Here is a 23,915-nt window from a genome sequence, read left to right as displayed (position 1 = left end):
GGCGGCCGGCGAGATGCCCGGCGTTTTCATCGTTCCGTCCGGGCCGATACGGCCCGCGGAGCGCGCAACCCAGAGGAATTCATGAGCGCATCACCCGCCGAGCGGAAGGCCGGACCCGTTTCCATCGTGCGAATCGAAGCCGCGATCAACGCGTGGCGCGAAGTGTACCCGCCGGCGCCTGACGGCGAGGACGGCTACGCGCTCGACGCCGGCAGCAATTGCCTCGCGGAGCTGTACGGCACGATGATCTGCTACCAGCTGCCGGACGTGCCGCTCGACTCGCTGAGCGACGCGCAGCGCGACGCGCTCTACGCGACCGAGGTGTGACGGACGGCGCGTGACGCCGCCGTGCCGCGGCGTCGATCAGGCAACGGGAAGCTCGCGGGCTTCCCGTTTTGCTTTGGGCGGCACGGCGCCGGGGCCGCGCGTGGCGGATTGCGCCGCCTGCGGTATCGTGACGACATCGTCCGGCCAGGGTTGACCGCCGGATCGCTGTCCGGGAGACATCGAACATGGAGTTGAGACACCTCCGCTACTTCGTCGCGGTTGCCGAAGAGCGGAATTTCACGCGGGCGGCCGAACGGCTGCATATCGCGCAGCCGCCGCTGAGCCGGCAGATCCAGCAGCTCGAGGAAGCGCTCGGCGTGCCGCTGTTCGAGCGCAACGCGCGGCCGCTGAAGCTGACCGACGCGGGGCGCTTCTTCTATTCGCACGCGGTGCAGCTGCTCGCACAGACGACCGAGCTCGAATCGATGACGAAGCGGGTCGGCAAGATCGAACGCAGCATGTCGGTCGGCTTCGTCGGCTCGACGCTGTACGGGATGCTGCCGAAGATCATCCGGCGCTTTCGCAGCGAGTATCCGGCCGTCGAGCTGAGCCTGCACGAGATGTCGACGATGGACCAGATCAAGGCGCTGAAGGAAGGGCGCATCGACGTCGGGTTCGGGCGCATCCGTCACGAGGACCCGAGCGTGCGACGCGTCGTGCTGCGCGAGGAGCGGATGATCGTCGCGTTGCCGGTCGGCCATGTGCTCGACAGCGCGAAGCCCGTGCTGTCGCTGCACGATCTCGTGAACGACACGCTGATCATCTTTCCGAAGGCGCCGCGCCCGAGCTATGCGGACCAGGTGCTCGCGGCCTTTCACGATCGCGCGCTGCAGCCGCGCAAGATCTACGAGACGCGCGAACTGCAGATCGCGCTCGGTCTCGTCGCGATGGGCGAGGGTGTGTCGGTGGTGCCGCACAGCGTGTACGGGCTGAAGCGCGACGACATCAGCTACAAGCCGCTCGACGATCCGAACCTCGTGTCGCCGATCATCATGAGCATGCGGATGCTCGACGAATCGGAGGACATCCGCGCGATGCAGGCGCTGATCTACCGGCTGTACGACGAGGCGCAGATGGAGTATCTGCCGCCGCAGCCCGAATGAACGCGCGGGCGGTGGGGGCTTGCTTGACGCTGGGCGCGGGCGCGGGCCAACATCGCCGGATCCGACAAGGCCGCCGAGGTGCGGCCGCTTTCATGCAGACGACAGGCACATGACCGACATTCCGATCGAGGAGGCAACCGTCGAGACGCCGCAAGGGCGCCTCTTTGCGAAACGCTGGCGCGGCGGCCCGGCGCAACGGGCAGCGGGTACGGGCGAGCCGGCCGCGCCTAAGCCGGCCGCACCGATCGTGCTGCTGCACGATTCGCTCGGCTGCGTCGACCTGTGGCGCGACTTCCCCGCGCAGCTCGCGAGCGCCACGCAGCGCGACGTGATCGCCTACGACCGCCTCGGTTTCGGCCGTTCGGATCGGCATCCGGGGAAGCTCGGCACGACGTTCGTGCGCGACGAGGCCGATCATGCGTTCGCGGCATTGCTCGACCAACTCGATATCGATGCGTTCGTCGCGTTGGGGCACAGCGTAGGCGGCGGGATGGCGGTCGGGTGTGCCGCCGCCTATCCGGCGCGTTGCCGTGCGCTCGTGACGATCGCCGCGCAGGCGTTCGTCGAGGATCGCACGCTGGCCGGCATTCGCGACGCGGGGCAGCAGTTCGACGAGCCGGGCCAGCTCGACCGGCTCGCGCGCTATCACGGCGACAAGGCCGAATGGGTGCTGCGCGCGTGGGTCGACACGTGGCTGTCGCCGGCGTTTCGCCACTGGAGTCTCGACGACGATCTGCCGCGCGTGCAATGCGCGACGCTCGCGATTCACGGCGAAGACGACGAATACGGATCCGACGTGCATCCGAAGCGGATCGCCGCGCGCGTCGCGGGGCCGTCGTCGTATCTGTTGCTCGGCCGATGCGGGCACATGCCGCACCGCGAGCGGACCGACGACGTGCTGGCCGCCATCGCGACGTTCCTGCGCGACGCGCTCGCCTGAGCGCGGCTGCCGTCGGCGGGCGCGGGCCCGCCGGCCGTCAGAAGGCGAGCTGGATCGCGAGGTCGATCGCGAGCAGCGCGATCGAACAGCCGATACCGAGGATCACGTTCGGCAGCCGGTGCTCGAAGTCGCGATTGTCGCGGCGCATCGCGGCGCCGAGCAGGAAGATCGCCTCGACGAGAATCTGCAGTCCGACGAACAGCAGCATCAGCAGATACTCGTAACCCATCTGCTTGAACGCGGCGAACTGCATCCCGTGATCGCGGATCCATTGGCCGACGCGCAGCAGTTCGTAGACGAACAGCAAGGCGGGAAACAGGTAGCTGATGAAATAGGTCGGCGCGGTGGCGTGCCGTAGTTCGAGGTGGAAGTGCTGATGCGTGGTTGCCATCACGAATCCCTCCTTGCAACGCATGATTGCGGTCGCGACGGCCGCGCGACGATGTGCCGATACAGGGATTACCCGAAGCGTCGTGCGCAGCCGTACGTCGCCAGCATACTGCCGCGCGGGAAATTTGGCATGCGATGCATGCGTTCGTCGTAAAAATGCGTATGCGCCGCGCGACGCGGCTATCGCACCGTATTCACCGGAGGCGCTGCGCTGGCCGGTTCTGCGTCGCTCGATGCATCACCGGCGCCGTTCAGCGTTTCGCTTCCGCGCCTTCGACAAACAGCTTCGCGACCGCCTGGAATTCCCGTTTCAGCGACAGGCCCGGCACGGTCAGCCAGCGCAGCATCGCCGCGAGATACAGGTGATGGAACCACGTCGCGAGCTGGTCGGCCCGCAGCGTGCCGTTCAGTTCGCCTGATTGCTGCCCGGCTGCGATCAGTTGCTGCCACACGAGCGCGATATCGCTGCCGTTCTCGTTGTCGCTTTCCGGTTCGGCCACGCCGATGCTCAGGAAGCGATGGCGCAGATACGCGAGCAGGTACGCGGGATGCTGCTCGCACCACGCGGCCGATGCATCGAGCACGCAGCCGATGCGCGACACGAACGTCTTGCGCCGCGCGACATCGCGCTGCAGATGGGCGAGATCGCGCGCGAGCTCGCCTTCGAGCCAGTGCGCAAGCACGGCTTCCTTCGTCGCAAAGTGGTTGTACAGCGTGCGCTTCGCGACATCGGCCTGCGCGGCGATCTGCTCCATCGTGACGGCATCGTAACCGTGCGCGTCGAACAGGCGTGCGCCGGTGGCGGCGAGGTGCGCGAGCATCTGGATGCGCTTGCGCGCGCGGCGGCCCGGATCGTCGGTCGGAGTCGGCATGGCGAGGGAGCGGATAAAAGTGTACGAATTGCATTAGTATACGACGTGCACTTTTATGAATCCACCTGCCGCCGTCGGGTGCAAGGAGTCACGCATGAAACTCGTCATCGCCACCTACGGCACCGAAGGCGACACGCGCCCGCTCGCGGCGCTCGGTCGTGCGCTGATCGATGCCGGCCATGACGTCCGGCTGCTGGCCGACGCGGCGACGCTCGGCTCGGCCGCCATGCTCGGCGTGCCGTCGGCGGCGTTGTCCGGCGATATCCGCCGCGCGATTGCGCCGGAGGGCGCATTGGCCGATGCGGTGCGCGGGCGCGGCGGCTTCAACGACACGTCGAAGGCGCTCGCGGCGATCGCCAATGCGAACACGGCCGCGTGGATGCGGCAGGTCGCGGATGCGTCGGCCGGGTGCGACGCGATCCTCGTGTCGGGGCTCGTATCGTTCGTCGGCTTGTCGGTTGCCGAGTATCGCGGCGTGCCGGCGATCGGCGCCGGCATGATCCCGATTACGCCCACCGCGGCATTCGCATCGCCGTTCCTGCCGCCGGGGAAGGTGCCGCGCTGGCTGAACCGCGCGAGCCACCGGTTCGTGAACGCGCTGCTGTGGCAGGCGTTCAGGAAGTCGACGAACGCGGCGCGCGCGAGCGTGTGCGGGTTGCCGCCGCGCAGGCGGGTGTGGACCGATCATCCGATGCTGTACGGCGTGTCGCCGGCACTGCTGTCGGGCCCGGCCGACTGGCCGTCGCAGGCGCTGGCCTGCGGCCAGTGGCGAATCGATGCACGTGCATGGGAACCGCCGCCTGATCTCGCGGCGTTTCTCGATGCGGGCGATCCTCCCGTGTACATCGGTTTCGGCAGCATGGCCGGCTTCGATCGTGCCGGGATGGCCGATGCACTCGTGCGTGCGCTCGCCGGCCGGCGTGCGCTGTTCCATCCGGGCTGGAGCGGTATCGACGCGTCGATGCTGCCCGCGCACGTTCATGTGATCGGCGATACGCCGCATGACCGGCTGTTCCCGCGTGTGTCGATGGCGATCCATCATGGCGGGTCGGGCACCACGCATTCGGCTGCGCGGGCCGGCATTCCGTCCGTCGTCGTGCCGTTCGCGGGCGATCAGTTCTTCTGGGCGAACCGGCTGCAGCGGCTCGGCGTCGCCGATGCGCCGGTCGCGGGGCGGCGCGTGGACGCCGCCGCGCTTGCGGGGGCCATCGCGTTCGCGGAGCGCGGCGACACGAAGGCGCGCGCAACGGAACTCGGCGCGCGCATCGCGCAGGACGACGGCCTGACGCTGGCCGTCAGTGCGATCGAGCGCTGGGGACGGCCGGGCGCGCGGTGAGCCCGCGCGTCGACGTCAGAAATGCCCGGTGAAGCGATAGCGGCTGCCCGGGTGCCACAGGTTGGCGACCGACGCGACCATCCCTTGCGACCACGTGCGCCGATGCAGCAGCAGGCACGGCTCGCGGTCGTCCATCGTCAGGTGGCGGCGTGTTTCGGCGTCGGGCATCGCGGCCTCGATCCGGTATTCGACGCGCTGCAGCGGCGCGACGCGCGTCAGGTACTGGTTCGGCGTCGTCGTCGTGAAGTCCTGCAACGCGTATTCGGGCGCGCAGGCCGGATTGACCCAGCGTTCCTCGAGTTGCACGGGCGTGTCGTTCTCGAAGTGCAGCACGCGCGAATGGAAGATCGGGCTGCCGGTGTCGAGCTGCAGTTCGTCGGCGAGCTTCGCGTCGGCAACGGCCGCGCCGACCAGCAGCACCTGCGCGCGATAGCCGTGGCCGCGCGCGGCGACTTCGTCCGAGATGCTGCGGATCGCGACGAGCGTCGATTCATACTTCGGCGACGCGACGTACGTGCCGGAGCCGCGCGTGCGCGTGAGCACCTGCTCGGCGGTCAGTTCGCGCAGTGCGCGGTTCACGGTCATCCGCGCGACGTTGAATTCGCGCGCGAGTTCGTTCTCCGACGGCACCTGGTCGCCTTCCGCCCATTCGCCGGCATGAATGCGCGCGAGGATGAAGTCCTTGATTTCCTGATAGATCGGTGTGGTCATGGGATCACGATTCCAGAGTCGGCGGCGGCCCGCCGCCGAATGCCGATCCGGCGCGCGCCCGGCGCCGAGTGTACCGGTTTCGCGGGCGTGCGGGCCCGGATTTCCCGAATGATCCCTGTTCGGCCGGCGCGCGTCCATGCGGGATTGCACAGAGCGGCCGGCCCGCGGCAGTCCGCGCGCGGTCAGAACCGATGCCGGATGCCGACCGTTGCGACCACCTGCGTGTTGGTCGACGAAGCTGCGAGCCCCGTCACGTTCGCGAAGCCGAGCGTCGCGCCCGACGGCACGCCGAACTGGTGCTGGTAGACCGTCTCCGCATACACGTCGGTGCGCTTGCTCAGCGCGTAGTCGGCCATCAGCGTCACCTGGTGCCATTTCGGCCGGTGGCTGCCGGTGGCGTCGTCGTAGCGGCCGTCGGTGAACGTATAGGCGCCCGCGAACGAGACGGCCGGCGTCAGCGTGTAGCGCGCGTTGACCTCGAAGTTGTCGAAGCGCAGCGCGTTCAGCGCGCCGGGCAGCGACGACGCGGCCGTTTCGTCGAACATCGAGTGCGTCCACAGCGCGCCGACCGTCAGCCGGTCGAAGGCGTAGCTGCCGCCCGCGCCCATCACGCGCTGGCGCACGGCCGGGAAGTTCGGGCCGTCGTTCGTCGACAGCGCGCCGCCGGCCGTCAGCCCGCCGCGGTTGAGCTGCAGGTACGCGGCGCCGAGGCTGACCGGCCCGTTCGCATACGACACGCCCGCGCTGTACGCGCGGTTGTTCGCGAAGCCGCCGGCCGCGTTGCTGAACCCGTACAGGCCGCCGAACTGCCAGCCGGCGAGCGTCGGGCTCGTGTATTTCACCGCGTTGTCGATGTAGAACGAATCGTCGATGTTGTCGTTGTCGAACGGATGCGACGCGAGATTGTTGCCGTCGCCGTTGTTCGCCATCGCGAGCGGGCCGAGGTAGTCGACCACGGCATCGTATTGGCGGCCGAGCGTCACCGCGCCGTACCGGTCGCTCTGCAGGCCGACGTACGCGCGGCGGCCGAACATCGTGTTCCGGTAGGACTGCGTGCCGTTGTTCAGGTTGAAGCCGTTCTCGAGGCGGAACAGCGCATGCAGGCCGCCGCCGAGATCCTCGTTGCCGCTCAGGCCGAAGACCGTATTCGACAGCAGGCCGCTGCCTTGCTGCCACGCGCTTTTGCCCGACTGGTTGTTCGTATAGGCGATGCCCGCATCCAGCATCCCGTAGAGCGTGACGCTGCTTTGCGCATGCGCGGCGGCGCCGAAGAACACGAGGGAAAGGGTACCGACGACTGCTTTTTTCATTGCGAGTGCTTCCTGGAAAGGCCCGTCGCGACGGGAACGACGATTCGTCGCGCGTTCGCGCCGGAACACGCGTTCGAATCGATGAATCGTTGAAAAGGAGAGGCGGCGCGTGACGCGTGTCACGCGCGGCCGCGGCGAACGCCGCTAGTGCTGCAACAGGCGGATCGTGCCGAACTCGGCGGCCGGCAGCAGGCGGAGGATCGACAGGACGGCCGGCGATGCCTGCGACCGTGCGACCTCGAGCTCGATGCAGGCGCGCCCGGTGCGCTTGTCGATCGCGGCCGTGTAGAAATTGAGCGCGGCGCCGACCGCCTGGTGCAGCAGGCGCCGCACGACGGCGAGGTTGTCGGATTCGACGCGGATCGACAGCAGCACGCGCTCGTCGGCGGGGTACCGGCGCCGCGAACGAACGGGCGGCAGAGCGCGTGAAGCAGCGGTTTCGGTTCTGGTCGGTTTCATGCTGGCACCCCGGTCGCATCGTGCTCCGCACCGCGGAGATCTCGTCTTTGACATGCCGCCCATTCTAGGAATCGCGGTGACGATACGGTGTATAGACTCGCGCGGGCCCTGAAAAGAACGCATAAAAATGCCCCGTCGGCCGGCTTTCGTCTTTACGGCTTTTTTATTCCTTGTAAAGAAATTGAACACCGCTTTGATACGCGGATTTCTACACTGTCGCATCCCATTCGCCAGACGAGCATGGGGGCGTCAAACGGGCCTGCGCCGGCAAGGCAAGGCTCGCCACGCCGACGAGCGCGCGGTGTCGCCGCGCATATGAAAAAAGGGGAAAGCCATGTTGTGGATCACCGGCGCGCTGTCGCTCGCGCTCTTTATCTATCTGTTTCATGCCTTGATCAAACCCGAGCGGTATTGATCGGCGCGATTCAACAGGAATTCGAAAAATATCGGTGGATGTCATGAGCGATCTGCTTTTCATTCTGTTCACGCTCGCGTTCTTTGCCTTGACGGCCGGTTTCATCACCGGCCTTGACCGGATCTGAGCGAGCGTCGACATGTTCAACAATCTCATTCAATTCGCGATCGTTCTCGCGATCATGCTGGCGCTGGTGCCCGTCGTCGGGAAATGGCTCGCGCACGCCTTTACGAGCCCGCGCCACGCGTGGGTCGAACGCCGTACCTATGCGCTGCTCGGCGTGAATCCCGACGAAGCGATGTCGTGGCAGCGCTACGGCATGGTGCTGCTGCTCAGCAATGCCGGGATGATGCTGCTCGGCTATCTGCTGCTGCGCATCCAGGACACGCTGCCGTTCGATGCACTGCAGCGCGCCGCGCAAAGCCCGGACCTCGCGTTCAACACCGCCGCGTCGTTCATCACGAACACGAACTGGCAGGCGTATGCGGGCGAGAGCAGCCTGTCGAACTTCTCGCAGATGGCCGTCATCACGTTCCTGATGGTGGCCAGCGCGGCGACCGGCATCGCGGCCGCGGGCGGCTTCATCCGCGGGCTGAGCCGCAAGAGCGCGGCGGACATCGGCAACTACTGGGTCGACTTCACGCGCGTGACCTATCGCGTGCTGCTGCCGCTCAGCTTCGCGATGGCGCTCGTGTACGTGTGGCAGGGCATGCCGCAGACGCTCGCATCCGATGCATGGGCGACCACGCTCGAAGGCGCGCGCCAGCAGATCGTGACGGGGCCCGTTGCCAGCCTCGAATCGATCAAGCACATCGGCACGAACGGCGGCGGCTTCTTCAGCATGAACGCCGCGCATCCGTTCGAGAACCCGACGCCGCTCACCAACACGCTGCACATGCTGTCGATGCTGCTGATTCCGTCCGCGCTGACGTACACGCTCGGCACGATGATCGGCCGGCGCCGCCAGGGCTGGGTGATCCTCGGCGCGTTCGTCGTGATGTTCGTCGGCTTCCTGGCCGTGATCTATTCGGCCGAGCAGCACGGCAATCCGCTCGTGGCCGGGCTCGGCGTCGACCAGCAGATGAGCGCCGCGCAGCCGGGCGGCAACATGGAAGGCAAGGAGATGCGCTTCGGCATCGCGCAGACGAGCCTGTTCGCCACCGTCACGACCGCCGCGACCACCGGCTCGGTCGACGCGATGCACGACTCGCTGACGCCGCTCGGCGGCCTCGTGCCGATCGCGCAGATGATGCTGAACAACGTGTTCGGCGGCGACGGCGTCGGGCTGATCAACCTGTTCACGTTCGCGATCCTCACGGTGTTCCTGGTCGGGATGATGATCGGGCGCACGCCGGAATTCCTCGGCAAGAAGATCGAGGCGCGCGAGATGAAGCTCGTGATGCTCGCGGTGCTCGCGCATCCGTTCAGCATCCTCGGCTTCACCGCGCTGGCCGCGATGCTGCACTCGACGATGGACAGCCTCGCGAACCTCGGCCCGCACGGCTTCAGCGAGGTGCTGTACGCGTACACGTCGGGCACCGCCAACAACGGCTCCGCGTTCGCGGGCCTGAACGCGAACACGCCGTTCTTCAACACGACGATCGGCTTCGCGATGCTGATCGGCCGCTACCTGACGCTGCTGCCGATGCTCGCGGTCGCGGGCAGCCTCGCCGCGAAGAAGAGCGTGCCGGAAAGCGCGGGCACGCTGTCGACGTCGACGGGCCTGTTCGCCGGCCTGCTGGTCTTCGTGATCCTGGTCGTCGGCGGCCTCACGTTCCTGCCCGCGCTCGCGCTCGGCCCGGTCGTCGAGCACCTGCTGATGTCGGGCGGCCAACTGTTCTGAGGAAAACATCATGATGCAAGGCAATCGCCGGGCAGCGGCCGCCGCCGCGCCGGCACCCGGTTCTTCGTTCGGCGCGGCGACGCGCGGCCTCGTGCGGCCCGTGATCGCATCGTCGGTGCTGTTCATGCTCGTCACGGGCATCGCGTATCCGCTGCTCACCACGGGCGTCGCGAACGTGCTGTTCCCGTCGCAGGCGCGCGGCAGTCTCGTGGAGCGCAACGGCACGACGATCGGCTCGACGGTGATCGGGCAGTCCTTCACGCGCGCGGGCTACTTCCACGGGCGGCCAAGCGCGACGACCGGCACCGATCCGGCCGATCCGTCGAAGACGGTCGAACAGCCGTACAACGCGGCCGGCAGCGGCGCCAGCAACCAGGGGGCAACCAGCAGGAAGCTCCTCGCGGATATCGCGCAGCGGGTACGCGCGTACCGGCAGGAGAACGCGCTCGCCGCCGGCACGCCGGTGCCGGCGGATGCCGTGACCGCGTCGGCATCGGGGCTCGATCCCGAGATCTCGGTGGCGAACGCGCGGCTGCAGGCGGCACGCGTCGCGCAGGCACGCGGCGTCGATGCCGCACAGGTCGCGGCGCTGGTCGAACGCATCGCATCGCCGCGCCAGCTCGGCGTGCTCGGCGAACCGCGCGTGCGCGTGCTCGACCTGAACCTCGCGCTGGATCGCGCATTCGGCCAGGCGGCCGGCGCGAAGTAATGGCAGGAACCACGGAGTCACTCATGTCCCATATCGAAACCCCGATCAATCCGGCGGCGCTCCCGGTCGGCGCCGTGCCGCCGATGCGCCGGACGGCCGTGCTGCGCGAGGCCTTCCGCAAGCTCGCGCCGCGCGTGCAGTTGAAGAATCCCGTGATGTTCGTCGTCTATCTCGGCAGCATCGTCACGACCGTGCTGTGGCTGCAGGCGCTGACCGGCGCGGGCGATGCGCCGGCCGGCTTCATCTTCGCGGTCGCGTGCTGGCTGTGGTTCACCGTGCTGTTCGCGAACGCGGCCGAGGCGCTGGCCGAAGGGCGCGGCAAGGCGCAGGCCGACGCGCTGCGCGCGGCGCGCAAGCGCGTGTATGCGAAGGTGCTCGACGAGCCGAAGCGGTACGGCAGCACCAGCCATCGCGTGCCGAGCGACGAACTCGCGGCCGGCAGCATCGTGCTCGTCGAGGCCGGCGACACGATTCCCGCCGACGGCGAAGTGATTGACGGCGTCGCGTCGGTCGACGAATCGGCGATTACCGGCGAATCCGCGCCCGTGATCCGCGAGTCGGGCGGCGATTTTTCGTCGGTGACGGGCGGCACGCGTGTGCTGTCCGACTGGATCGTCGTGAAGATCACCGCGCAGCCGGGCGAGGCCTTTCTCGACCGGATGATCGCGATGGTCGAGGGCGCGAAGCGCGGCAAGACGCCGAACGAAGTCGCGCTGACGATCCTGCTCGTCGCGCTGACGATCATCTTCCTGCTCGTGTGCGCGACGCTGCTGCCGTTCTCGCAGTTCAGCGTGCTGCTGAACGCGTCGGGTTCAGCGGTGAGCCTGACCGTGCTGATCGCGCTGCTCGTCTGCCTGATCCCGACGACGATCGGCGCCCTGCTGTCGGCGATCGGCATCGCGGGGATGAGCCGCATGATGCGCGCGAACGTGCTCGCGACGTCGGGCCGCGCGATCGAGGCGGCCGGCGACGTCGACGTGCTGCTGCTCGACAAGACCGGCACGATCACGCTCGGCAACCGCGAGGCCGTGCAGTTCCGGCCGGCGCCGGGCGTGGACGAGCGTGCGCTGGCCGAGGCCGCGCAGCTGTCGTCGCTTGCCGACGAGACGCCCGAAGGGCGTTCGATCGTCGCGCTCGCGAAACAGCGGTTCTCGCTGGAAGGCAAGACGATCGACGGCGGTTTTGCCGTGCCGTTCAGCGCACGCACGCGGATGAGCGGCCTCGATATCGGCGGGCGGCAGGTGCGCAAGGGCGCGGCGTCGGCGATTCGCGCGCACGTCGATGCGCTCGGCGGTGTGTTTCCGCAGGCGGTCGAGACGGCCGTCAACGAAATCGCGCGGCGCGGCGGCACGCCGCTCGTCGTCGCCGACGGCGCCCGCGTGCTCGGCGCGATCGAGCTGAAGGACATCGTCAAGCACGGGATCGCCGCGCGCTTCGCCGAGTTGCGCAAGGTCGGCGTGAAGACCGTGATGATCACCGGCGACAACCGGCTCACCGCGGCCGCGATCGCGGCGGAAGCCGGCGTCGACGACTACCTGGCCGAAGCGACGCCCGAGGACAAGCTGCGGCTGATCCGCGAGCACCAGGCGAAGGGCCATCTCGTCGCGATGACGGGCGACGGCACCAACGACGCGCCCGCACTCGCGCAGGCCGACGTGGCCGTCGCGATGCACAGCGGCACGCAGGCGGCGAAGGAGGCGGCCAACATGGTCGACCTCGACAGCAACCCGACGAAGCTGATGCAGGTGGTCGAGGTCGGCAAGCAGATGATCATGACGCGCGGCGCGCTGACCACGTTCAGCGTCGCCAACGATCTCGCGAAGTATTTCGCGATCATCCCGGCCGCGTTCGTCGCGACCTATCCGGCGCTCGGCGCGCTGAACGTGATGGGCCTGCACAGCCCGACGTCGGCGATCCTGTCGGCGGTGATCTTCAATGCGCTGATCATCGTCGCGCTGATCCCGCTCGCGCTGAAGGGCGTGAAGTATCGCGCGGAACCTGCCGGGAAGCTGCTGGGGCGCAACCTGCTGATCTACGGCGTGGGCGGAATCGTCGCACCGTTCATCGGCATCAAGCTGATCGACATGCTGTTGACGCCGTTTATCTGACCGAACGCGCCGTCGCGGCCCCGCTCACGCCTTCGCGGCGTGCGCGGGGCCGTTCGGCGTTTCAATTGCCGGAAGCGATCATGGATGTGAATGTGAACGTGAAGGATGCGAATCGACGGGCAACGGGGCGGCGGGACATCGCTGCCCGCCGCAGCGGGGCCGGCGCGCGCCGCGACCGCTGGCGAGCCGTGCTGCGCGCGTGCGCGGCGCTGGCCGACCGCATCGCGGGCGCGGGGCCCGATACGCGGCCGGCGCTGGCCGTGCGTGAGGCGCACCCGCGTACGCACGTGTGGATGTCGCAGTACGCGGTGCCGCTGCTGCTCGCCACGCTCGTGTGCGCGCTTGCGACGCTGGCGGCGAGCGCGCTGCTGCGCGTGTTCGACCTGTCGAACGTCGTGATGCTGTTCCTGATGACCGTCGTGCTGATCGCGCTGCGGCTCGGCCGGCTGGCCGGCGCGTGGGCCGCGTTCGTCTGCGTCGGCTGCTTCGACTTCTTCTTCGTCGAGCCGAGGCTGTCGTTCGCGGTGTCCGATACGCAGTACGTGTTCACGTTCGCACTGATGCTCGCCGTCGCGCTCGCGATCGGCCAGCTCGCGGCACGCTTGCGCGCGGAGGCGCGGGCCGCGCGCGCGAACGAGAAGCGCTCGGCCGCGCTCGCGCGTGTCGCGCATGATCTGTCGGCGGCGATCGGAACCGAACAGATCGCGTCGATCTGCACCGGCACGATCGCGCCGCTGCTCGGCGTGCGCGTCGCGCTCGTGCTGCCCGACGCGGACGACCGTCTGATGCCGGCGCCGCACGCCGCGTTCGTCGAAGCGCCGATCGCGCGCTGGGCCTACGAGCGCGCGCGCGGCGCCGGGTGCGGGCTGCCGCCGTTCGAGCGCGCGGCCGCGCAATACCTGCCGCTGAAGGCGCCGATGCGCGTGCGCGGCGTGCTCGTGCTGTTCGGCGACGCGCAGCCGGTATCCACGGACCCTGACGATCGCCGCCTGATCGACGCGCTGTGTTCGTCGATCGCGATGGCGCTCGAACGCGTGCACTACGTCGGCGTCGCGCAGCACACGCTCGTCCGGATCGAGGGCGAGCGGCTGCGCAACGCGCTGCTCGCCGCCGTGTCGCACGACCTGAAGACGCCGCTGACCGCGATCCGCGGGCTCGCAGAAACGCTGGAGCGGCCCGAGCGGCTGGCCGACGGGCAGCCGGCCGCGCTCGCGCACGGCATCCGCAACCAGGCCGAGGCGCTGCACGGGCTCGTCGTGAACCTGCTCGATCTCGCGCGCATGCAGAGCGAGGGCGTGCGGCTGAATCGCGAGTGGCACATGCTCGACGAGATCGTCGGCAGCGCGCTCGCGCATTCGGCCGGCGTGCTGGCCGGCCGCGACGTGAGTGCCGACCTGCCGGCCGACCTGCCGCTGATCGACGTCGACGCGCTGCTGATCGAGCGCGTGCTGATGAACCTGCTCGACAACGCGGCGAAGTACGCGGGCGCGGATGCGGCCGTGGCGGTGCGCGCACGCGTGTTCGGCGAAACGCTGTACGTGTTCGTCGAGGACGACGGGCCCGGCTTCGTCGCGCGCAACACCGAGCCGCTGTTCGAGCCGTTCGAGCGCGAGCGCAAGGAATCGTCGATCAGCGGCGTGGGGCTCGGGCTCGCGCTGTGCCGCAGCATCGTCAACGCGCACGGCGGCTCGATCCGCGCGGTGCCGCTCGATCCGCACGGCGCGCGGTTCGAGATTCGCCTGCCACTGGGTGCGCCACCCGACATCGAACACGAGAGCCGGACATGATCAGATCGCGCGTACTTATCGTCGAGGACGAATCGGACATCCGCCGTTTCGTGCGGATGGCACTGGAACAGGAGGGGCTCGACACCTGCGAGGCGTCGACGGCCCGCGAGGCGCGGATGTACGCGTCGAGCAGCAAGCCCGATCTCGTGATCGTCGATCTCGGGCTGCCGGACGACGACGGCAAGACGTTCATCCGCGAACTGCGCGAATGGTCGACGGTGCCGGTGATCGTGCTGTCGGCGCGGCAGCAGGAGGTGGAGAAGGTCGCGGCGCTCGACGCGGGCGCGGACGATTACCTGCCGAAGCCGTTCGGCGTGCCCGAACTGCTCGCGCGGGCGCGCGCGCAGTTGCGGCGCGCGGCGTTCGTGTCGGCGGACGGGCAATCGTCGTCGATCGTGCGCTTCGGCGACGTGACCGTCGATCTCGGCAAGCACGAAGTCGCCCGCGGCGGCGAACCGGTTCATCTGACGCGCCTCGAATTCCGGCTGCTCGCCGCGCTGATTCGCGCGCGCGGCGGCGTGGTCGCCGCGCGGCAATTGCTGGCCGAGGTGTGGGGGATCCACGACGCGGAACGCGCGCACTACGTGCGCGTGTACATGACGAACCTGCGGCAGAAGCTCGAACCGGTGCCGGCACACCCGCGGCACCTGTTGACGGAACTGCAGTTCGGCTACCGGCTGGTCGGTCTGGAAACGGTCGGCATGACGGACGGGCAGCGTGATGCGGCGTCGGCAGGTCTAGACAGGTGAAAACCCGCTCCCGGCCACCAGCCTGCACGCGGAGAAAGCTGTCGTTTAGCTCGATGTAATTCGTAATTAATTGAAATTGAAGGGAATTTACGACCCACGGCCATAATCCGCCGACAATTAGAGATAAACACGGATTGCTGGTGGTGCGCCTGCGCGGGCAAAGTTGTATGTACAACTTGGGCGGTCGCCGGACGAGGCGATGCCCGGGTTGGAAGGGTTCACGGCGGGGCGCCGTGCCGGCCGCGCCGGTGCGGGCTGTCCGACGGGACCCTTGCCCAGTTCGTCCACGACAGGAACGTCATGAAGAAACTCGCGCTCAGTATTGCCCTCGCCTGCATCGCGGTCGGTGCCCACGCCAAGGATTGGTCGACGATCCGGTTCGGCGTCGACGCCAGCTATCCGCCGTTCGAATCGAAGGACACAAGCGGCAAGGTCGTCGGCTTCGACGTCGATCTCGGCAACGAGATCTGCGCCCGCCTGAAGGCGAAGTGCGTGTGGATCGAGAACGACTTCGACGGGATGATTCCCGCGCTGAAGGCGAAGAAGTTCGATGGCGTGCTGTCGTCGATGTCGATGACGCCGGCGCGTGCCGAGCAGATCGCGTTCTCCGACAAGCTGTTCAACACGCCGACGCGCCTCGTCGCGAAGAAGGGCGCGAACCTGCAGCCGACGGCCGAATCGCTGAAGGGCAAGTCGGTCGGCGTCGAGCAGGGCACCATCCAGGAAACCTACGCGAAGACGTACTGGGCGCCGAAGGGCGTGCGGGTCGTGCCTTACCAGAACCAGGACGGCGTGTACCAGGACCTGATGTCGGGCCGCCTCGACGCGGCGCTGCAGGACGCGGTGCAGGCCGACATCGGTTTCCTGAAGACGCCGCGCGGCGCGAGCTTCGACTTCGCCGGCAAGGACATCGACGATCCGAAGACGCTCGGCAACGGCGCCGGCATCGGGCTGCGCAAGGACGACGCCGACCTGAAGGCGAAGATCGACCACGCGATCGCCGACATCATCAAGGACGGCACGTACAAGAAGCTCGAGAAGAAGTACTTCGCATTCGACGTCTACGGCGGCTGACCGTCCGTGCGGCGCGCATCGCCTGCGGCGCGCGCCGCATCCGGTGCCGGGTGCAATCCGCTTCACGGGATGCGTCCGGCTTGATGAGCGGGTCGCATCAGGTAGTGCGCAGATATCGTTTGATGCGCGGTTAATGGCTATTGACAATCCAGCCACTTCGTTCTGGATCCCTTCTATGATCTTCCAAGGATTTGGCCCGCTTCTGTGGGCCGGCACGGTCGAGACCGTGAAGCTCGCGGTGCTGTCGCTGGCCGCGTCGCTCGTTCTGGGCCTCATCGGTGCGAGCGCCAAGCTGTCGACGAACCGCGTGCTCAAGTCGATCGGCACCTTCTACACGACGCTGATCCGCGCGGTGCCGGATCTCGTGCTGATGCTGCTGCTGTTCTACGGGATCCAGATCCTGCTGAACAACTTCACCGACATGCTCGGCTGGGACCAGATCGACATCGACCCGTTCGTGGCGGGCGTCATCACGCTCGGCTTCATCTACGGCGCGTACTTCACCGAGACGTTCCGCGGTGCGTTCCTGTCGGTGCCGCGCGGCCAGCTCGAAGCGGGCTTCGCGTACGGGATGAGCGGCTGGCGCGTGTTCCGCCGCATCCTGTTCCCGCAGATGATGCGCTTCGCGCTGCCGGGCATCGGCAACAACTGGCAGGTGCTCGTGAAGGCCACCGCGCTCGTGTCGATCATCGGCCTCGCCGACGTCGTCAAGGCGTCGCAGGACGCGGGCAAGAGCACGCTCGATTTCTTCTTCTTCACGCTTGCGGCAGGCGCGATCTACCTCGCGATCACGACGGTGTCCAACGTCGTGCTGCATCACCTCGAGAAGCGTTATTCCGTCGGCGTCCGGAGGCTCGCACTGTGATCGAACTCGTCAGCCAGTACTGGCAAAGCTATCTCTACACCGACGGCTACCGCTTCAGCGGCCTCGCGATCACGCTGTGGTTGCTGGTCGTGTCGATTGCGCTGGGCTTCGCGCTCGCCGTGCCGCTCGCGATCGCGCGCGCGTCGTCGAACCGCTGGATCTCGGGCCCGGTGTGGCTCTATACGTACGTGTTTCGCGGCACGCCGCTCTACGTGCAGCTGCTGATGTGCTACACGGGCATCTACAGCCTGCAGGTCGTGCACAACCACGTGCTGCTCGACACGTTCTTCCGCAACGCGATGAACTGCACGCTGCTCGCGTTCGTGCTGAACGAATGCGCGTATGCGACGGAGATCTTCGCGGGCGCGATCAAGGCGACGTCGGCCGGCGAGATCGAGGCCGGCATGGCCTACGGGATGTCGCGCTTCAAGCTCTATACGCGGATCATCCTGCCGTCCGCGCTGCGCCGCTCGCTGCCGAGCTACAGCAACGAAGTGATCCTGATGCTGCACGCGACGACGCTCGCGTTCACCGCGACCGTGCCCGACATCCTGAAGGTCACGCGCGACGTCAATTCGGCGACGTACATGTCGTTCCAGGCCTACGGCATCGCGGCCGTGCTGTACGCCGTCGTCGTGTTCACGCTCATCTGGGCGTTCCGCAAGCTCGAGACGCGCTGGCTCGCGTACCTCTCGCCGCGCGGCCATTAACGCATTCGCAAGATTCGCAAGGAAGGACCCAGCATGTACAAGCTTACCGTTGACAACCTGCACAAGAAGTTCGGCGACAACGAGGTGTTGAAGGGCGTGTCGATGAAGGCGAAGGCCGGCGACGTGATCAGCATCATCGGCTCGAGCGGCTCCGGCAAGAGCACGTTCCTGCGCTGCATCAACTTCCTCGAGCAGCCGTGCTCGGGGCAGATCACGATCGGCAGCGAGCCGATCGAGACCACGCGCGACCGCAACGGCTCGCTGCGCGTGGCCGACCAGAAGCAGCTGCAGCGGATGCGCACCAAGCTGTCGATGGTGTTCCAGCACTTCAACCTGTGGGCGCACATGACGGTGCTCGAGAACGTGATCGAAGCGCCGATGGCCGTGCTCGGGGTGAGCAGGGACGAGGCGATCGCGCGGGCGCGCAAGTACCTGGAGAAGGTCGGCCTCGCGCCGCGCGTCGAGGGCATGTATCCGTCGCACCTGTCGGGCGGCCAGCAGCAGCGCGTGGCCATTGCACGCGCGCTCGCGATGGAGCCGGAAGTGATGCTGTTCGACGAGCCGACGTCGGCGCTCGATCCGGAGCTGGTGGGCGAAGTGCTGAAGGTGATGCAGAAGCTCGCCGAGGAAGGCCGCACGATGGTCGTCGTCACGCACGAGATGGGCTTCGCGCGCAACGTGTCGAATCATGTGATCTTCCTGCATCAGGGAAAGATCGAGGAGGAAGGGAATCCGCAGGAGATTCTCGTGAATCCGAAAAGCGAACGGCTCGGGCAGTTCCTGTCGGGGCGGCTGAAGTAAGCAGGCGGGCGGTGGTGCAGGGTGGAACGCTAAATGCTTGTCACGCGGGATCCTTTCGATGAAGGAGCACTGCGATGAGCGAGCAGACCACCACCGCTTTTTCCCATGTGAAGCCGCAGGACACCGCGTATCGCGGCGAAGGCCTGCGCGACTTCTTCCTGTATCGCGATCTCGGCATCGCGGCCGCGACGAACGGCAAGGTCGTCGCGCAACTCGTCAGGGCGAATCATGCACCGGAGGCGGGCACCGGCTGGCACCGTCACGAGGCCGAGTTCCATATCGTGATCATGCTGAAGGGCTGGGCGCGCTTCATGTACGGCGAACGGGAGACGCTGGTGGCGGCCGGCGACTGCGTGCATCAGGCGCCGGGGATCGTCCACTATCTGTTCGACTACTCGCCTGACATGGAATACCTGGAGATCGTCGGGCCCGCCGATTTCAAGTCGATCGACGTCGACGGGCCGTGCGCCGTGCCGCCGCCGACACCGTGGGGGGAGGCGGGCGCGTAGCTGCCCGGTTGCCCCCTGGGCGCGCATCACGCGCACGCTTGCATCAGACCGCCTTCGGGCGGTTTTTTCGTTGCGCGCTGCCTGGAAGCTTCCGTGCGTACCGATCACGCCTGCGGCACGTTTCCCCTTCCCCGGCAACGTTCTTTCGAATTCCGAACGGTCGGGAAGCTGAAGATCCGGAAAGAAAAGAAAGACATTCGTCAGCTTCGACGCGCTGGCCGCGCCGCGATGTCAAAGATCGTCAATTGCGCGGGGCGGCGGTGCACGGCCTGCCGACGACCGGCGTTAAGGAGGTACCAGCCGGATCGCCGGTTGACCTACCCGGGAGAGTTTCATGAAGCGCATCGCGAAGATCCTGACGGCTACCGCAGCGGCATGTGCGGTTCTTGTTCCGGCGCTTGCCGAAGCGCATTCGCATCGTGTGTGCCACGTCGATCATCACCACCATCGCGTGTGCCGCTGGGTGCGGTAAGCGCGGATTTTCCGGGGCGACCCGGAACGCATTCTTCAGTCAGGCAAATCAGGAGAGGACCATGAAAAAAACGATGTTGATCGCCGCGCTGGTCGCCGGCATGGGGTTGTCGATCGGTGCGTACGCGCAGGTGCCGGCCAGCGCGCCGGCCGGCACGACCGGTCTGTGCAAGGACGGCTCGTTCTACTCGGGCGCGTCGAAGAAGGGCGCATGCGCGGGCCATAAGGGCGTGAAGACCTGGTACGGCGCCTCGTCGGCGGCAGCCGCGAGCGCACCGGCCGCGGCGCCGGCAACGGCGGCCTCCGCTGCCGCCGCATCCGGCATCGCGCCGGCGAAGAGCGCGGCCGCGACGACCGCGGCGGCAGCGCCGGGCGGCGGCCCGGGCAAGGTGTGGGTCAACGACAGCACGAAGGTCTATCACTGCTCGACCGACAAGTATTACGGCAAGACGAAGCACGGCAGCTACATGTCGGAAGCCGATGCGAAGGCGAAGGGCTACCACGCGTCGCACGGCAAGGCCTGTTCGTAACGCAGGCCGACGCGCGAGCCCGCTTCCTCGCGCGTCGTCCGCACGCTGCGGCCACTCACGCCCCGCCAACCCCGGCGGGGCGATTCGTTTTCAGCGCCGTCCGGTTTCAGCGGGCTTGATCCGACGCCGCGGCGGTCGTATCGGTCGCGCCATCGTGCGCCGCTGCGCGTGCATCGAGCAGCGCCCGCAGCGTCACGTAGTGCGTGCCGTCCGCGTCGCCTTCCGCGCCCGCGGTGCGATCGTACGGCTCGTTGTCATGGATCGTCGCGCGCACGATCGGATAGATCTGCGTTTCCCAGCGGCTGCCGTTGAACACGCCGTAGTGGCCCGCCCCGGTCTGCACGTGGTGCGTCTTCAGGTACGACGGCAATCCCGAACACAGCTCCTGCGCGGCGACCGTCTGGCCGACCGCGCAGATATCGTCCTTCTCGCCTTCGATCGTCAACAGCGCGGTGCGATGAATCGCCGCCGGCTCGACGAGCCGGTCGCCGACCGTCAGCTCGCCGCGCGCGAGCGCGTATTGCTGGAACACCTTCTCGACCGTTTCCAGATAGAACTCCGCGGTGAGATCGGCGGTGGCGAAGTATTCGTCGTAGAAGTGCCGCAGCGTGTCGGCTTTCGCCGGGTCGCCTTTCGCGCGCTCGTAATACAGGTCGGCAAACGACGCCGCGTGGCGATCGGGATTCATCGACATGAACGCGCCGACCTGCACGAAACCCGGATACACGCATCGCTGCGCGCCGACGAAGCCCGCCGGCACGACGCTGATCAGGTTCCGCGCGAACCATTCGATCGGCTGGCTCGTCGCGAGCGCGTTGACCTTGGTCGGATTCACGCGGCAGTCGATCGGCCCCGCCATCAGCGTCAGGCTCGCGGGCTGCGCCGGATCGCCGCCGGCGGCCATCAGTGCGACCGCCGCGAGCGCGGCGACGGTCGGCTGGCAGATCGCGAGCACGTGCGCGTCCGGGCCGATCTGGCGGATGAAGTCGATCACGTGCATGACGTATTCGTCGAAGCCGAAGCGCCCGGCCGTCAGCGGGATGTCGCGCGGGTTGTGCCAGTCGGTGATGTACACGTCGTGATCGGCCAGCATCGTGCGCACCGTGCCGCGCAGCAGCGTCGCGAAATGCCCGGACATCGGCGCGACGATCAGCACGCGCGGCTGGGGCGCGACCGGCAGCGCCTTGCGGAAATGCAGCAGCGTGCCGAACGGGCTGGCTGCGGCGGCTTCCTCGACGATCGGCACCGTTTTGCCGTCGACGACGATCGACGCGATGCCGAACGGCGGACGCCGGTGCGAGAACGCGCAGCATTCGAGCAGTTCGCACAGCGCGTCGAGCATGCGGCCGGTCGGCGTCGCGGTGGAGGGTGGCCACAGCGACATCGTCGCGCGGGCGGCCGCGGCCCATGCGCGCGCCGGGCGCACGCATTCGGCAGACCATTGATAGAACGGATAGGCAAGCAGATTCATGGCCGTTGCTCGTTGTGCCGCGTTGCATCGAACGAGGCAAGCCATGTGCCAGCCCGCGGCTGGCACGCGCGTTGCACGCGGTTCGGAAGCGCGGCGCCGCAGGCGGCACGCGAGAACCGGCAGGCGCGTGCGATGCGTTGCGGCGCCGGTCTGGCGCCGCGACAGCGTGCGTTGCCGCGCCGGTTCGGCGAATCCGCGGCACCGGCATGGTGCGGGTGAGCCGCGTGGCGTCCGTTTTCGGTGCAGGGGCACGAACGGTTTTGGACAGGGGAGCGACATGGAAGTCACCGGACAGACGACGCTGACCATCAGCAGCCGCAATTACTCGTCGTGGTCGATGCGCGGCTGGCTGCTCGCGAAGCTGAGCGGGCTCGTGTTCGAGACGGTCAGCGTGCCGATCGATGCCACGTCGCGCGCGGAGTTGCTGCTGCTGTCGCCGTCGATTCTCGTGCCGTGCCTGACGCACGACGGCAACACGGTGTGGGACACGCTCGCGATCGCCGAATACCTGAACGAGATCCGGCCGCAGGCGCGGCTGCTGCCCGAAGACCGGCGAGCGCGCGCGCATTGCCGGTCGATCTGCGGCGAGATGCATTCCGGTTTCAGCGCGTTGCGATCCGCGTTGCCGATGAACCTGCGCGCGCATTTCCCCGGCTTCCGGATCTGGTCGCGCGCGCAGCACGACATCGAGCGGATCGTGACGATCTGGCGCGAGTGCCTGGCTGCGTACGGCGGCCCCTGGTTGTTCGGCGCGGAGATCGGGATCGCCGACGCGATGTATGCGCCGGTCGTCACGCGCTTCCTGACCTACGACGTGAAGCTGGAGCCCGATATCGCCGAGTACTGCATGCAGGTGCTCGCGCATCCGTTCGTGACGGAGTGGATCGATGCGGCGAAGGCGGAGCACGAAGACATCGACGAACTCGACATGGAGTTCTGACGCGCGGGATCGCACGTCGCTTTCAATTGCACTACACGCACCGGCATCGAAACGAACGTTTCGATCCGGCGGCGTAACGCGCAAACGTTTTACCTTGATTTCGGTTCGACGCGAGGACGAATGCCCTAAAGGATGTTGAGCGCGATGACGTAAACGAGTCACGGGGACGACTCGCGATCGCATGCTTCCGACGTGCGACGCGCAGTCCGCAACAATCAGCGCAGCAGGGGAATCGACTTGAATCGTCAGCAATCGTGGACGCGTACGGCGGCGCCCGGGGAAATCATTTATTCCGAGGGTTTTGCGGGCGAGCCCGTCATCTTTCTGATCACCGACGGCAAGGTCGAACTGTCCACGCGATGCGACGACAAGCGTGTGGTCGTCGCGACGCTCGGTCGGGGCGAGTTCTTCGGTGAATCGGCGTTGCTCGCGGCCGAGCCGCGTGCCCATACCGCGAAGGCGCTTTCATTCTGTCAGCTGACGGTCGTGCCGGCCGGCATGCTCGACGAGGAAATCGAGCGTGTGTCGGCGCTGCTGCGTCATATCGTGCGCACGATGATCCGCCGCGTGAAGCGCAAGGACGACCAGCTCGCGACCTATACGCATGCCGACTTCATGCCGGGCGTGCTGTCGTATGCGCATGTGCTGGCGCTGATGGCGGGCGCCGATGCGCGCGAAGCCGGCGACGCGTGGACGCGCCGGCCGATGCAGGCGCATGCGGCCGAAACGTCGGTGCCGCTCGCCGAAGTGATCCGCAAATGCCGCGCGATCGCCGGCCACTCGCGGCCGCACGTGCTCGCGATGCTGCGACGCATGGAGAAGCTCAATCTCGTCACGATCGAAGCAGCGCAGGCGGACCACGCCGGCGGGGCGGCCGATTACGCGGCGTCGTCGGATGCGCGCCAGGTCGTCACGTTCGACGCCGCGCGCGTGATCGATCGCGCGCAACAGGTGGCCGATCATGACCTCGACCTGTCGATCAACAGCGAACTCGAGCTCATCGAGCTCGCCGATCTCGAATCGCTGATCGGCGTCGAGAAGACGATGCTGCTCAACAAGCTGTCGAACGGCGAGATTGCCGACGAGGTGTTCGCGTTCCGCAAATCGAAGGTGCTCAGTTACGTCGAGCAGAAGGGCGTCGCGTACTTCTCGCGGCGCAACGCGCGTCGCGGCGGCGACGTGCGCGCGCTGGAGGATCTCGTGTGGATCGACCAGCGCACGCTGTTCGACGTCATCAGCGCGTTCGACACCTACGATCTCGCGAAGCTGATCGCGAATCTCGACGATCGCGCGGTGGCCGACAAGCTGTTCTCCGTGATGACCGAGGCACGGCGCAACGAGGTGTCTTGGGTGATGCGTCGCGAGCTCAAGCTCGATCCGGTCGAGATCGAGGACATCGAGCGGCGCGTGCTGGATGCCGTTCGCGCGGCGAAGGCGCCGGCGGCGGGCACCGCGCCCGTCGCATCGGCATCGGATGCATGACCA

The 23,915-nt window shown here is 67.3% G+C and carries 25 protein-coding genes; 18 read left to right on the top strand and 7 right to left on the bottom strand.

Annotated elements, in window-relative coordinates; genetic code table 11:
* Positions 1 to 81 precede the first annotated feature (81 nt).
* The 3 genes from ACTJLD_RS07515 to ACTJLD_RS07505 all read left to right on the top strand — a co-directional run bounded on the left by ACTJLD_RS07515 (position 82) and on the right by ACTJLD_RS07505 (position 2,370).
* On the top strand, positions 82 to 327 hold the full coding sequence (locus tag ACTJLD_RS07515) for a DUF3717 domain-containing protein (RefSeq protein WP_042973317.1): 246 nt from the start codon (positions 82 to 84) through the stop codon (positions 325 to 327).
* Positions 328 to 512: 185 nt separating this feature from the next.
* Positions 513 to 1,430, top strand: a complete 918-nt coding sequence (locus ACTJLD_RS07510; protein WP_021157347.1) for a LysR family transcriptional regulator — start codon at positions 513 to 515, stop codon at positions 1,428 to 1,430.
* A gap of 109 nt (positions 1,431 to 1,539) precedes the next feature.
* Positions 1,540 to 2,370, top strand: coding sequence for an alpha/beta fold hydrolase (locus tag ACTJLD_RS07505; protein WP_440658437.1), 831 nt, complete (start codon positions 1,540 to 1,542; stop codon positions 2,368 to 2,370).
* 37 nt (positions 2,371 to 2,407) lie between these two features.
* On the opposite strand, the gene ACTJLD_RS07500 is transcribed toward ACTJLD_RS07505, so the two are convergent.
* Positions 2,408 to 2,761: a hypothetical protein gene (locus ACTJLD_RS07500; protein WP_136469306.1), complete on the bottom strand. Its 354-nt coding sequence runs from the start codon at positions 2,759 to 2,761 to the stop codon at positions 2,408 to 2,410.
* A gap of 250 nt (positions 2,762 to 3,011) precedes the next feature.
* Positions 3,012 to 3,632, bottom strand: a complete 621-nt coding sequence (locus ACTJLD_RS07495) for a TetR/AcrR family transcriptional regulator (RefSeq protein ID WP_060083359.1) — start codon at positions 3,630 to 3,632, stop codon at positions 3,012 to 3,014.
* Between the two features lie 94 nt (positions 3,633 to 3,726).
* Here ACTJLD_RS07495 and ACTJLD_RS07490 point away from each other — a divergent pair, with 94 nt between their 5' ends.
* Positions 3,727 to 4,968, top strand: a complete 1,242-nt coding sequence (locus ACTJLD_RS07490; RefSeq protein ID WP_440658436.1) for a glycosyltransferase — start codon at positions 3,727 to 3,729, stop codon at positions 4,966 to 4,968.
* Between the two features lie 15 nt (positions 4,969 to 4,983).
* Here ACTJLD_RS07490 and hutC read toward each other — a convergent pair whose 3' ends face one another.
* The 4 genes from hutC to ACTJLD_RS07470 form a co-directional block, all read right to left on the bottom strand.
* Positions 4,984 to 5,679, bottom strand: a complete 696-nt coding sequence (gene hutC / locus ACTJLD_RS07485; protein WP_060065241.1) for a histidine utilization repressor — start codon at positions 5,677 to 5,679, stop codon at positions 4,984 to 4,986.
* Between the two features lie 182 nt (positions 5,680 to 5,861).
* Positions 5,862 to 6,989: a porin gene (locus ACTJLD_RS07480; protein WP_175757135.1), complete on the bottom strand. Its 1,128-nt coding sequence runs from the start codon at positions 6,987 to 6,989 to the stop codon at positions 5,862 to 5,864.
* Positions 6,990 to 7,133: 144 nt separating this feature from the next.
* Positions 7,134 to 7,448, bottom strand: a complete 315-nt coding sequence (locus ACTJLD_RS07475; RefSeq protein WP_227893763.1) for a hypothetical protein — start codon at positions 7,446 to 7,448, stop codon at positions 7,134 to 7,136.
* Between the two features lie 208 nt (positions 7,449 to 7,656).
* On the bottom strand, positions 7,657 to 8,004 hold the full coding sequence (locus tag ACTJLD_RS07470; RefSeq protein WP_440658435.1) for a hypothetical protein: 348 nt from the start codon (positions 8,002 to 8,004) through the stop codon (positions 7,657 to 7,659).
* Between ACTJLD_RS07470 and kdpA the strand changes: the two genes are divergently transcribed.
* From kdpA to ACTJLD_RS07410, 12 genes are all read left to right on the top strand, one after another.
* Entirely contained in the window at positions 8,003 to 9,706 is a 1,704-nt protein-coding gene (gene kdpA, locus ACTJLD_RS07465) for a potassium-transporting ATPase subunit KdpA (protein ID WP_176316934.1), read from the top strand. The genes ACTJLD_RS07470 and kdpA overlap by 2 nt on opposite strands.
* 10 nt (positions 9,707 to 9,716) lie before the next feature.
* Positions 9,717 to 10,415 (top strand): potassium-transporting ATPase subunit KdpC, encoded by a 699-nt coding sequence (kdpC, locus tag ACTJLD_RS07460; RefSeq protein ID WP_440658434.1) that lies wholly within the window; start codon positions 9,717 to 9,719, stop codon positions 10,413 to 10,415.
* A gap of 83 nt (positions 10,416 to 10,498) precedes the next feature.
* Positions 10,499 to 12,523, top strand: coding sequence for a potassium-transporting ATPase subunit KdpB (gene kdpB, locus ACTJLD_RS07455; protein ID WP_440658524.1), 2,025 nt, complete (start codon positions 10,499 to 10,501; stop codon positions 12,521 to 12,523).
* A gap of 80 nt (positions 12,524 to 12,603) precedes the next feature.
* Positions 12,604 to 14,310, top strand: a complete 1,707-nt coding sequence (locus tag ACTJLD_RS07450) for a DUF4118 domain-containing protein (RefSeq protein ID WP_440658433.1) — start codon at positions 12,604 to 12,606, stop codon at positions 14,308 to 14,310.
* Positions 14,307 to 15,059, top strand: coding sequence for a response regulator (locus tag ACTJLD_RS07445; protein ID WP_060194983.1), 753 nt, complete (start codon positions 14,307 to 14,309; stop codon positions 15,057 to 15,059). The genes ACTJLD_RS07450 and ACTJLD_RS07445 overlap by 4 nt, the downstream gene beginning before the upstream one ends.
* Positions 15,060 to 15,359: 300 nt before the next feature.
* Positions 15,360 to 16,133: an ABC transporter substrate-binding protein gene (locus ACTJLD_RS07440; RefSeq protein WP_060083363.1), complete on the top strand. Its 774-nt coding sequence runs from the start codon at positions 15,360 to 15,362 to the stop codon at positions 16,131 to 16,133.
* A gap of 175 nt (positions 16,134 to 16,308) precedes the next feature.
* The gene (locus tag ACTJLD_RS07435) at positions 16,309 to 16,998 is read left to right on the top strand and encodes an ABC transporter permease (RefSeq protein ID WP_027790953.1); all 690 of its coding nucleotides are present in this window, start codon (positions 16,309 to 16,311) and stop codon (positions 16,996 to 16,998) included.
* Positions 16,995 to 17,708 carry an ABC transporter permease gene (locus ACTJLD_RS07430; protein ID WP_011355969.1) on the top strand — a complete coding sequence of 238 codons (714 nt, stop codon included), beginning with the start codon at positions 16,995 to 16,997 and terminating at the stop codon, positions 17,706 to 17,708. Before ACTJLD_RS07435 ends, ACTJLD_RS07430 begins: the two co-directional genes overlap by 4 nt.
* 33 nt (positions 17,709 to 17,741) lie before the next feature.
* A complete protein-coding gene (locus tag ACTJLD_RS07425; RefSeq protein WP_027790954.1) occupies positions 17,742 to 18,509 on the top strand; it encodes an ABC transporter ATP-binding protein in 768 nt (255 codons plus the stop codon).
* A gap of 74 nt (positions 18,510 to 18,583) precedes the next feature.
* Positions 18,584 to 19,018, top strand: coding sequence for a cupin domain-containing protein (locus ACTJLD_RS07420; protein WP_060083365.1), 435 nt, complete (start codon positions 18,584 to 18,586; stop codon positions 19,016 to 19,018).
* Between the two features lie 334 nt (positions 19,019 to 19,352).
* Complete coding sequence (locus ACTJLD_RS07415; protein WP_185625755.1) at positions 19,353 to 19,490, top strand: HHHH-motif protein; 138 nt, start codon at positions 19,353 to 19,355, stop codon at positions 19,488 to 19,490.
* Between the two features lie 61 nt (positions 19,491 to 19,551).
* A complete protein-coding gene (locus tag ACTJLD_RS07410) occupies positions 19,552 to 20,019 on the top strand; it encodes a DUF3761 domain-containing protein (protein WP_440658429.1) in 468 nt (155 codons plus the stop codon).
* A gap of 106 nt (positions 20,020 to 20,125) precedes the next feature.
* Here the strand turns inward: ACTJLD_RS07410 and ACTJLD_RS07405 are convergent, their stop codons facing one another.
* The gene (locus ACTJLD_RS07405) at positions 20,126 to 21,490 is read right to left on the bottom strand and encodes a polyhydroxyalkanoate depolymerase (protein ID WP_440658428.1); all 1,365 of its coding nucleotides are present in this window, start codon (positions 21,488 to 21,490) and stop codon (positions 20,126 to 20,128) included.
* Between the two features lie 277 nt (positions 21,491 to 21,767).
* On the opposite strand from ACTJLD_RS07405, the gene ACTJLD_RS07400 reads away from it, so the two are divergent.
* Both ACTJLD_RS07400 and ACTJLD_RS07395 read left to right on the top strand, forming a co-directional pair.
* Positions 21,768 to 22,430: a glutathione S-transferase family protein gene (locus ACTJLD_RS07400; protein WP_060194980.1), complete on the top strand. Its 663-nt coding sequence runs from the start codon at positions 21,768 to 21,770 to the stop codon at positions 22,428 to 22,430.
* A 237-nt stretch (positions 22,431 to 22,667) separates the two neighbouring features.
* The gene (locus ACTJLD_RS07395) at positions 22,668 to 23,912 is read left to right on the top strand and encodes a Crp/Fnr family transcriptional regulator (protein WP_060194978.1); all 1,245 of its coding nucleotides are present in this window, start codon (positions 22,668 to 22,670) and stop codon (positions 23,910 to 23,912) included.
* The last annotated feature ends 3 nt before the right edge of the window (positions 23,913 to 23,915 follow it).

It is taken from the genome of Burkholderia sp. 22088 (assembly GCF_052045915.1).
Taxonomy (GTDB): Bacteria; Pseudomonadota; Gammaproteobacteria; order Burkholderiales; family Burkholderiaceae; genus Burkholderia; species Burkholderia cepacia.
Note: the sequence above shows the minus strand (reverse complement) of the source record. Positions and strands in the feature narration are given on the sequence as shown.

Bases quoted from the DNA above. Each gene is read 5' to 3' on its own strand.
- ACTJLD_RS07515 (WP_042973317.1), top strand. From the start codon at position 82: ATGAGCGCATCACCCGCCGAGCGGAAGGCCGGACCCGTTTCCATCGTG.
- ACTJLD_RS07510 (WP_021157347.1), top strand. From the start codon at position 513: ATGGAGTTGAGACACCTCCGCTACTTCGTCGCGGTTGCCGAAGAGCGG.
- ACTJLD_RS07505 (WP_440658437.1), top strand. From the start codon at position 1,540: ATGACCGACATTCCGATCGAGGAGGCAACCGTCGAGACGCCGCAAGGG.
- ACTJLD_RS07500 (WP_136469306.1), bottom strand. From the start codon at position 2,761: ATGGCAACCACGCATCAGCACTTCCACCTCGAACTACGGCACGCCACC.
- ACTJLD_RS07495 (WP_060083359.1), bottom strand. From the start codon at position 3,632: ATGCCGACTCCGACCGACGATCCGGGCCGCCGCGCGCGCAAGCGCATC.
- ACTJLD_RS07490 (WP_440658436.1), top strand. From the start codon at position 3,727: ATGAAACTCGTCATCGCCACCTACGGCACCGAAGGCGACACGCGCCCG.
- hutC (WP_060065241.1), bottom strand. From the start codon at position 5,679: ATGACCACACCGATCTATCAGGAAATCAAGGACTTCATCCTCGCGCGC.
- ACTJLD_RS07480 (WP_175757135.1), bottom strand. From the start codon at position 6,989: ATGAAAAAAGCAGTCGTCGGTACCCTTTCCCTCGTGTTCTTCGGCGCC.
- ACTJLD_RS07475 (WP_227893763.1), bottom strand. From the start codon at position 7,448: ATGAAACCGACCAGAACCGAAACCGCTGCTTCACGCGCTCTGCCGCCC.
- kdpA (WP_176316934.1), top strand. From the start codon at position 8,003: ATGTTCAACAATCTCATTCAATTCGCGATCGTTCTCGCGATCATGCTG.
- ACTJLD_RS07470 (WP_440658435.1), bottom strand. From the start codon at position 8,004: ATGTCGACGCTCGCTCAGATCCGGTCAAGGCCGGTGATGAAACCGGCC.
- kdpC (WP_440658434.1), top strand. From the start codon at position 9,717: ATGATGCAAGGCAATCGCCGGGCAGCGGCCGCCGCCGCGCCGGCACCC.
- kdpB (WP_440658524.1), top strand. From the start codon at position 10,499: ATGCGCCGGACGGCCGTGCTGCGCGAGGCCTTCCGCAAGCTCGCGCCG.
- ACTJLD_RS07450 (WP_440658433.1), top strand. From the start codon at position 12,604: ATGGATGTGAATGTGAACGTGAAGGATGCGAATCGACGGGCAACGGGG.
- ACTJLD_RS07445 (WP_060194983.1), top strand. From the start codon at position 14,307: ATGATCAGATCGCGCGTACTTATCGTCGAGGACGAATCGGACATCCGC.
- ACTJLD_RS07440 (WP_060083363.1), top strand. From the start codon at position 15,360: ATGAAGAAACTCGCGCTCAGTATTGCCCTCGCCTGCATCGCGGTCGGT.
- ACTJLD_RS07435 (WP_027790953.1), top strand. From the start codon at position 16,309: ATGATCTTCCAAGGATTTGGCCCGCTTCTGTGGGCCGGCACGGTCGAG.
- ACTJLD_RS07425 (WP_027790954.1), top strand. From the start codon at position 17,742: ATGTACAAGCTTACCGTTGACAACCTGCACAAGAAGTTCGGCGACAAC.
- ACTJLD_RS07420 (WP_060083365.1), top strand. From the start codon at position 18,584: ATGAGCGAGCAGACCACCACCGCTTTTTCCCATGTGAAGCCGCAGGAC.
- ACTJLD_RS07415 (WP_185625755.1), top strand. From the start codon at position 19,353: ATGAAGCGCATCGCGAAGATCCTGACGGCTACCGCAGCGGCATGTGCG.
- ACTJLD_RS07410 (WP_440658429.1), top strand. From the start codon at position 19,552: ATGAAAAAAACGATGTTGATCGCCGCGCTGGTCGCCGGCATGGGGTTG.
- ACTJLD_RS07405 (WP_440658428.1), bottom strand. From the start codon at position 21,490: ATGAATCTGCTTGCCTATCCGTTCTATCAATGGTCTGCCGAATGCGTG.
- ACTJLD_RS07400 (WP_060194980.1), top strand. From the start codon at position 21,768: ATGGAAGTCACCGGACAGACGACGCTGACCATCAGCAGCCGCAATTAC.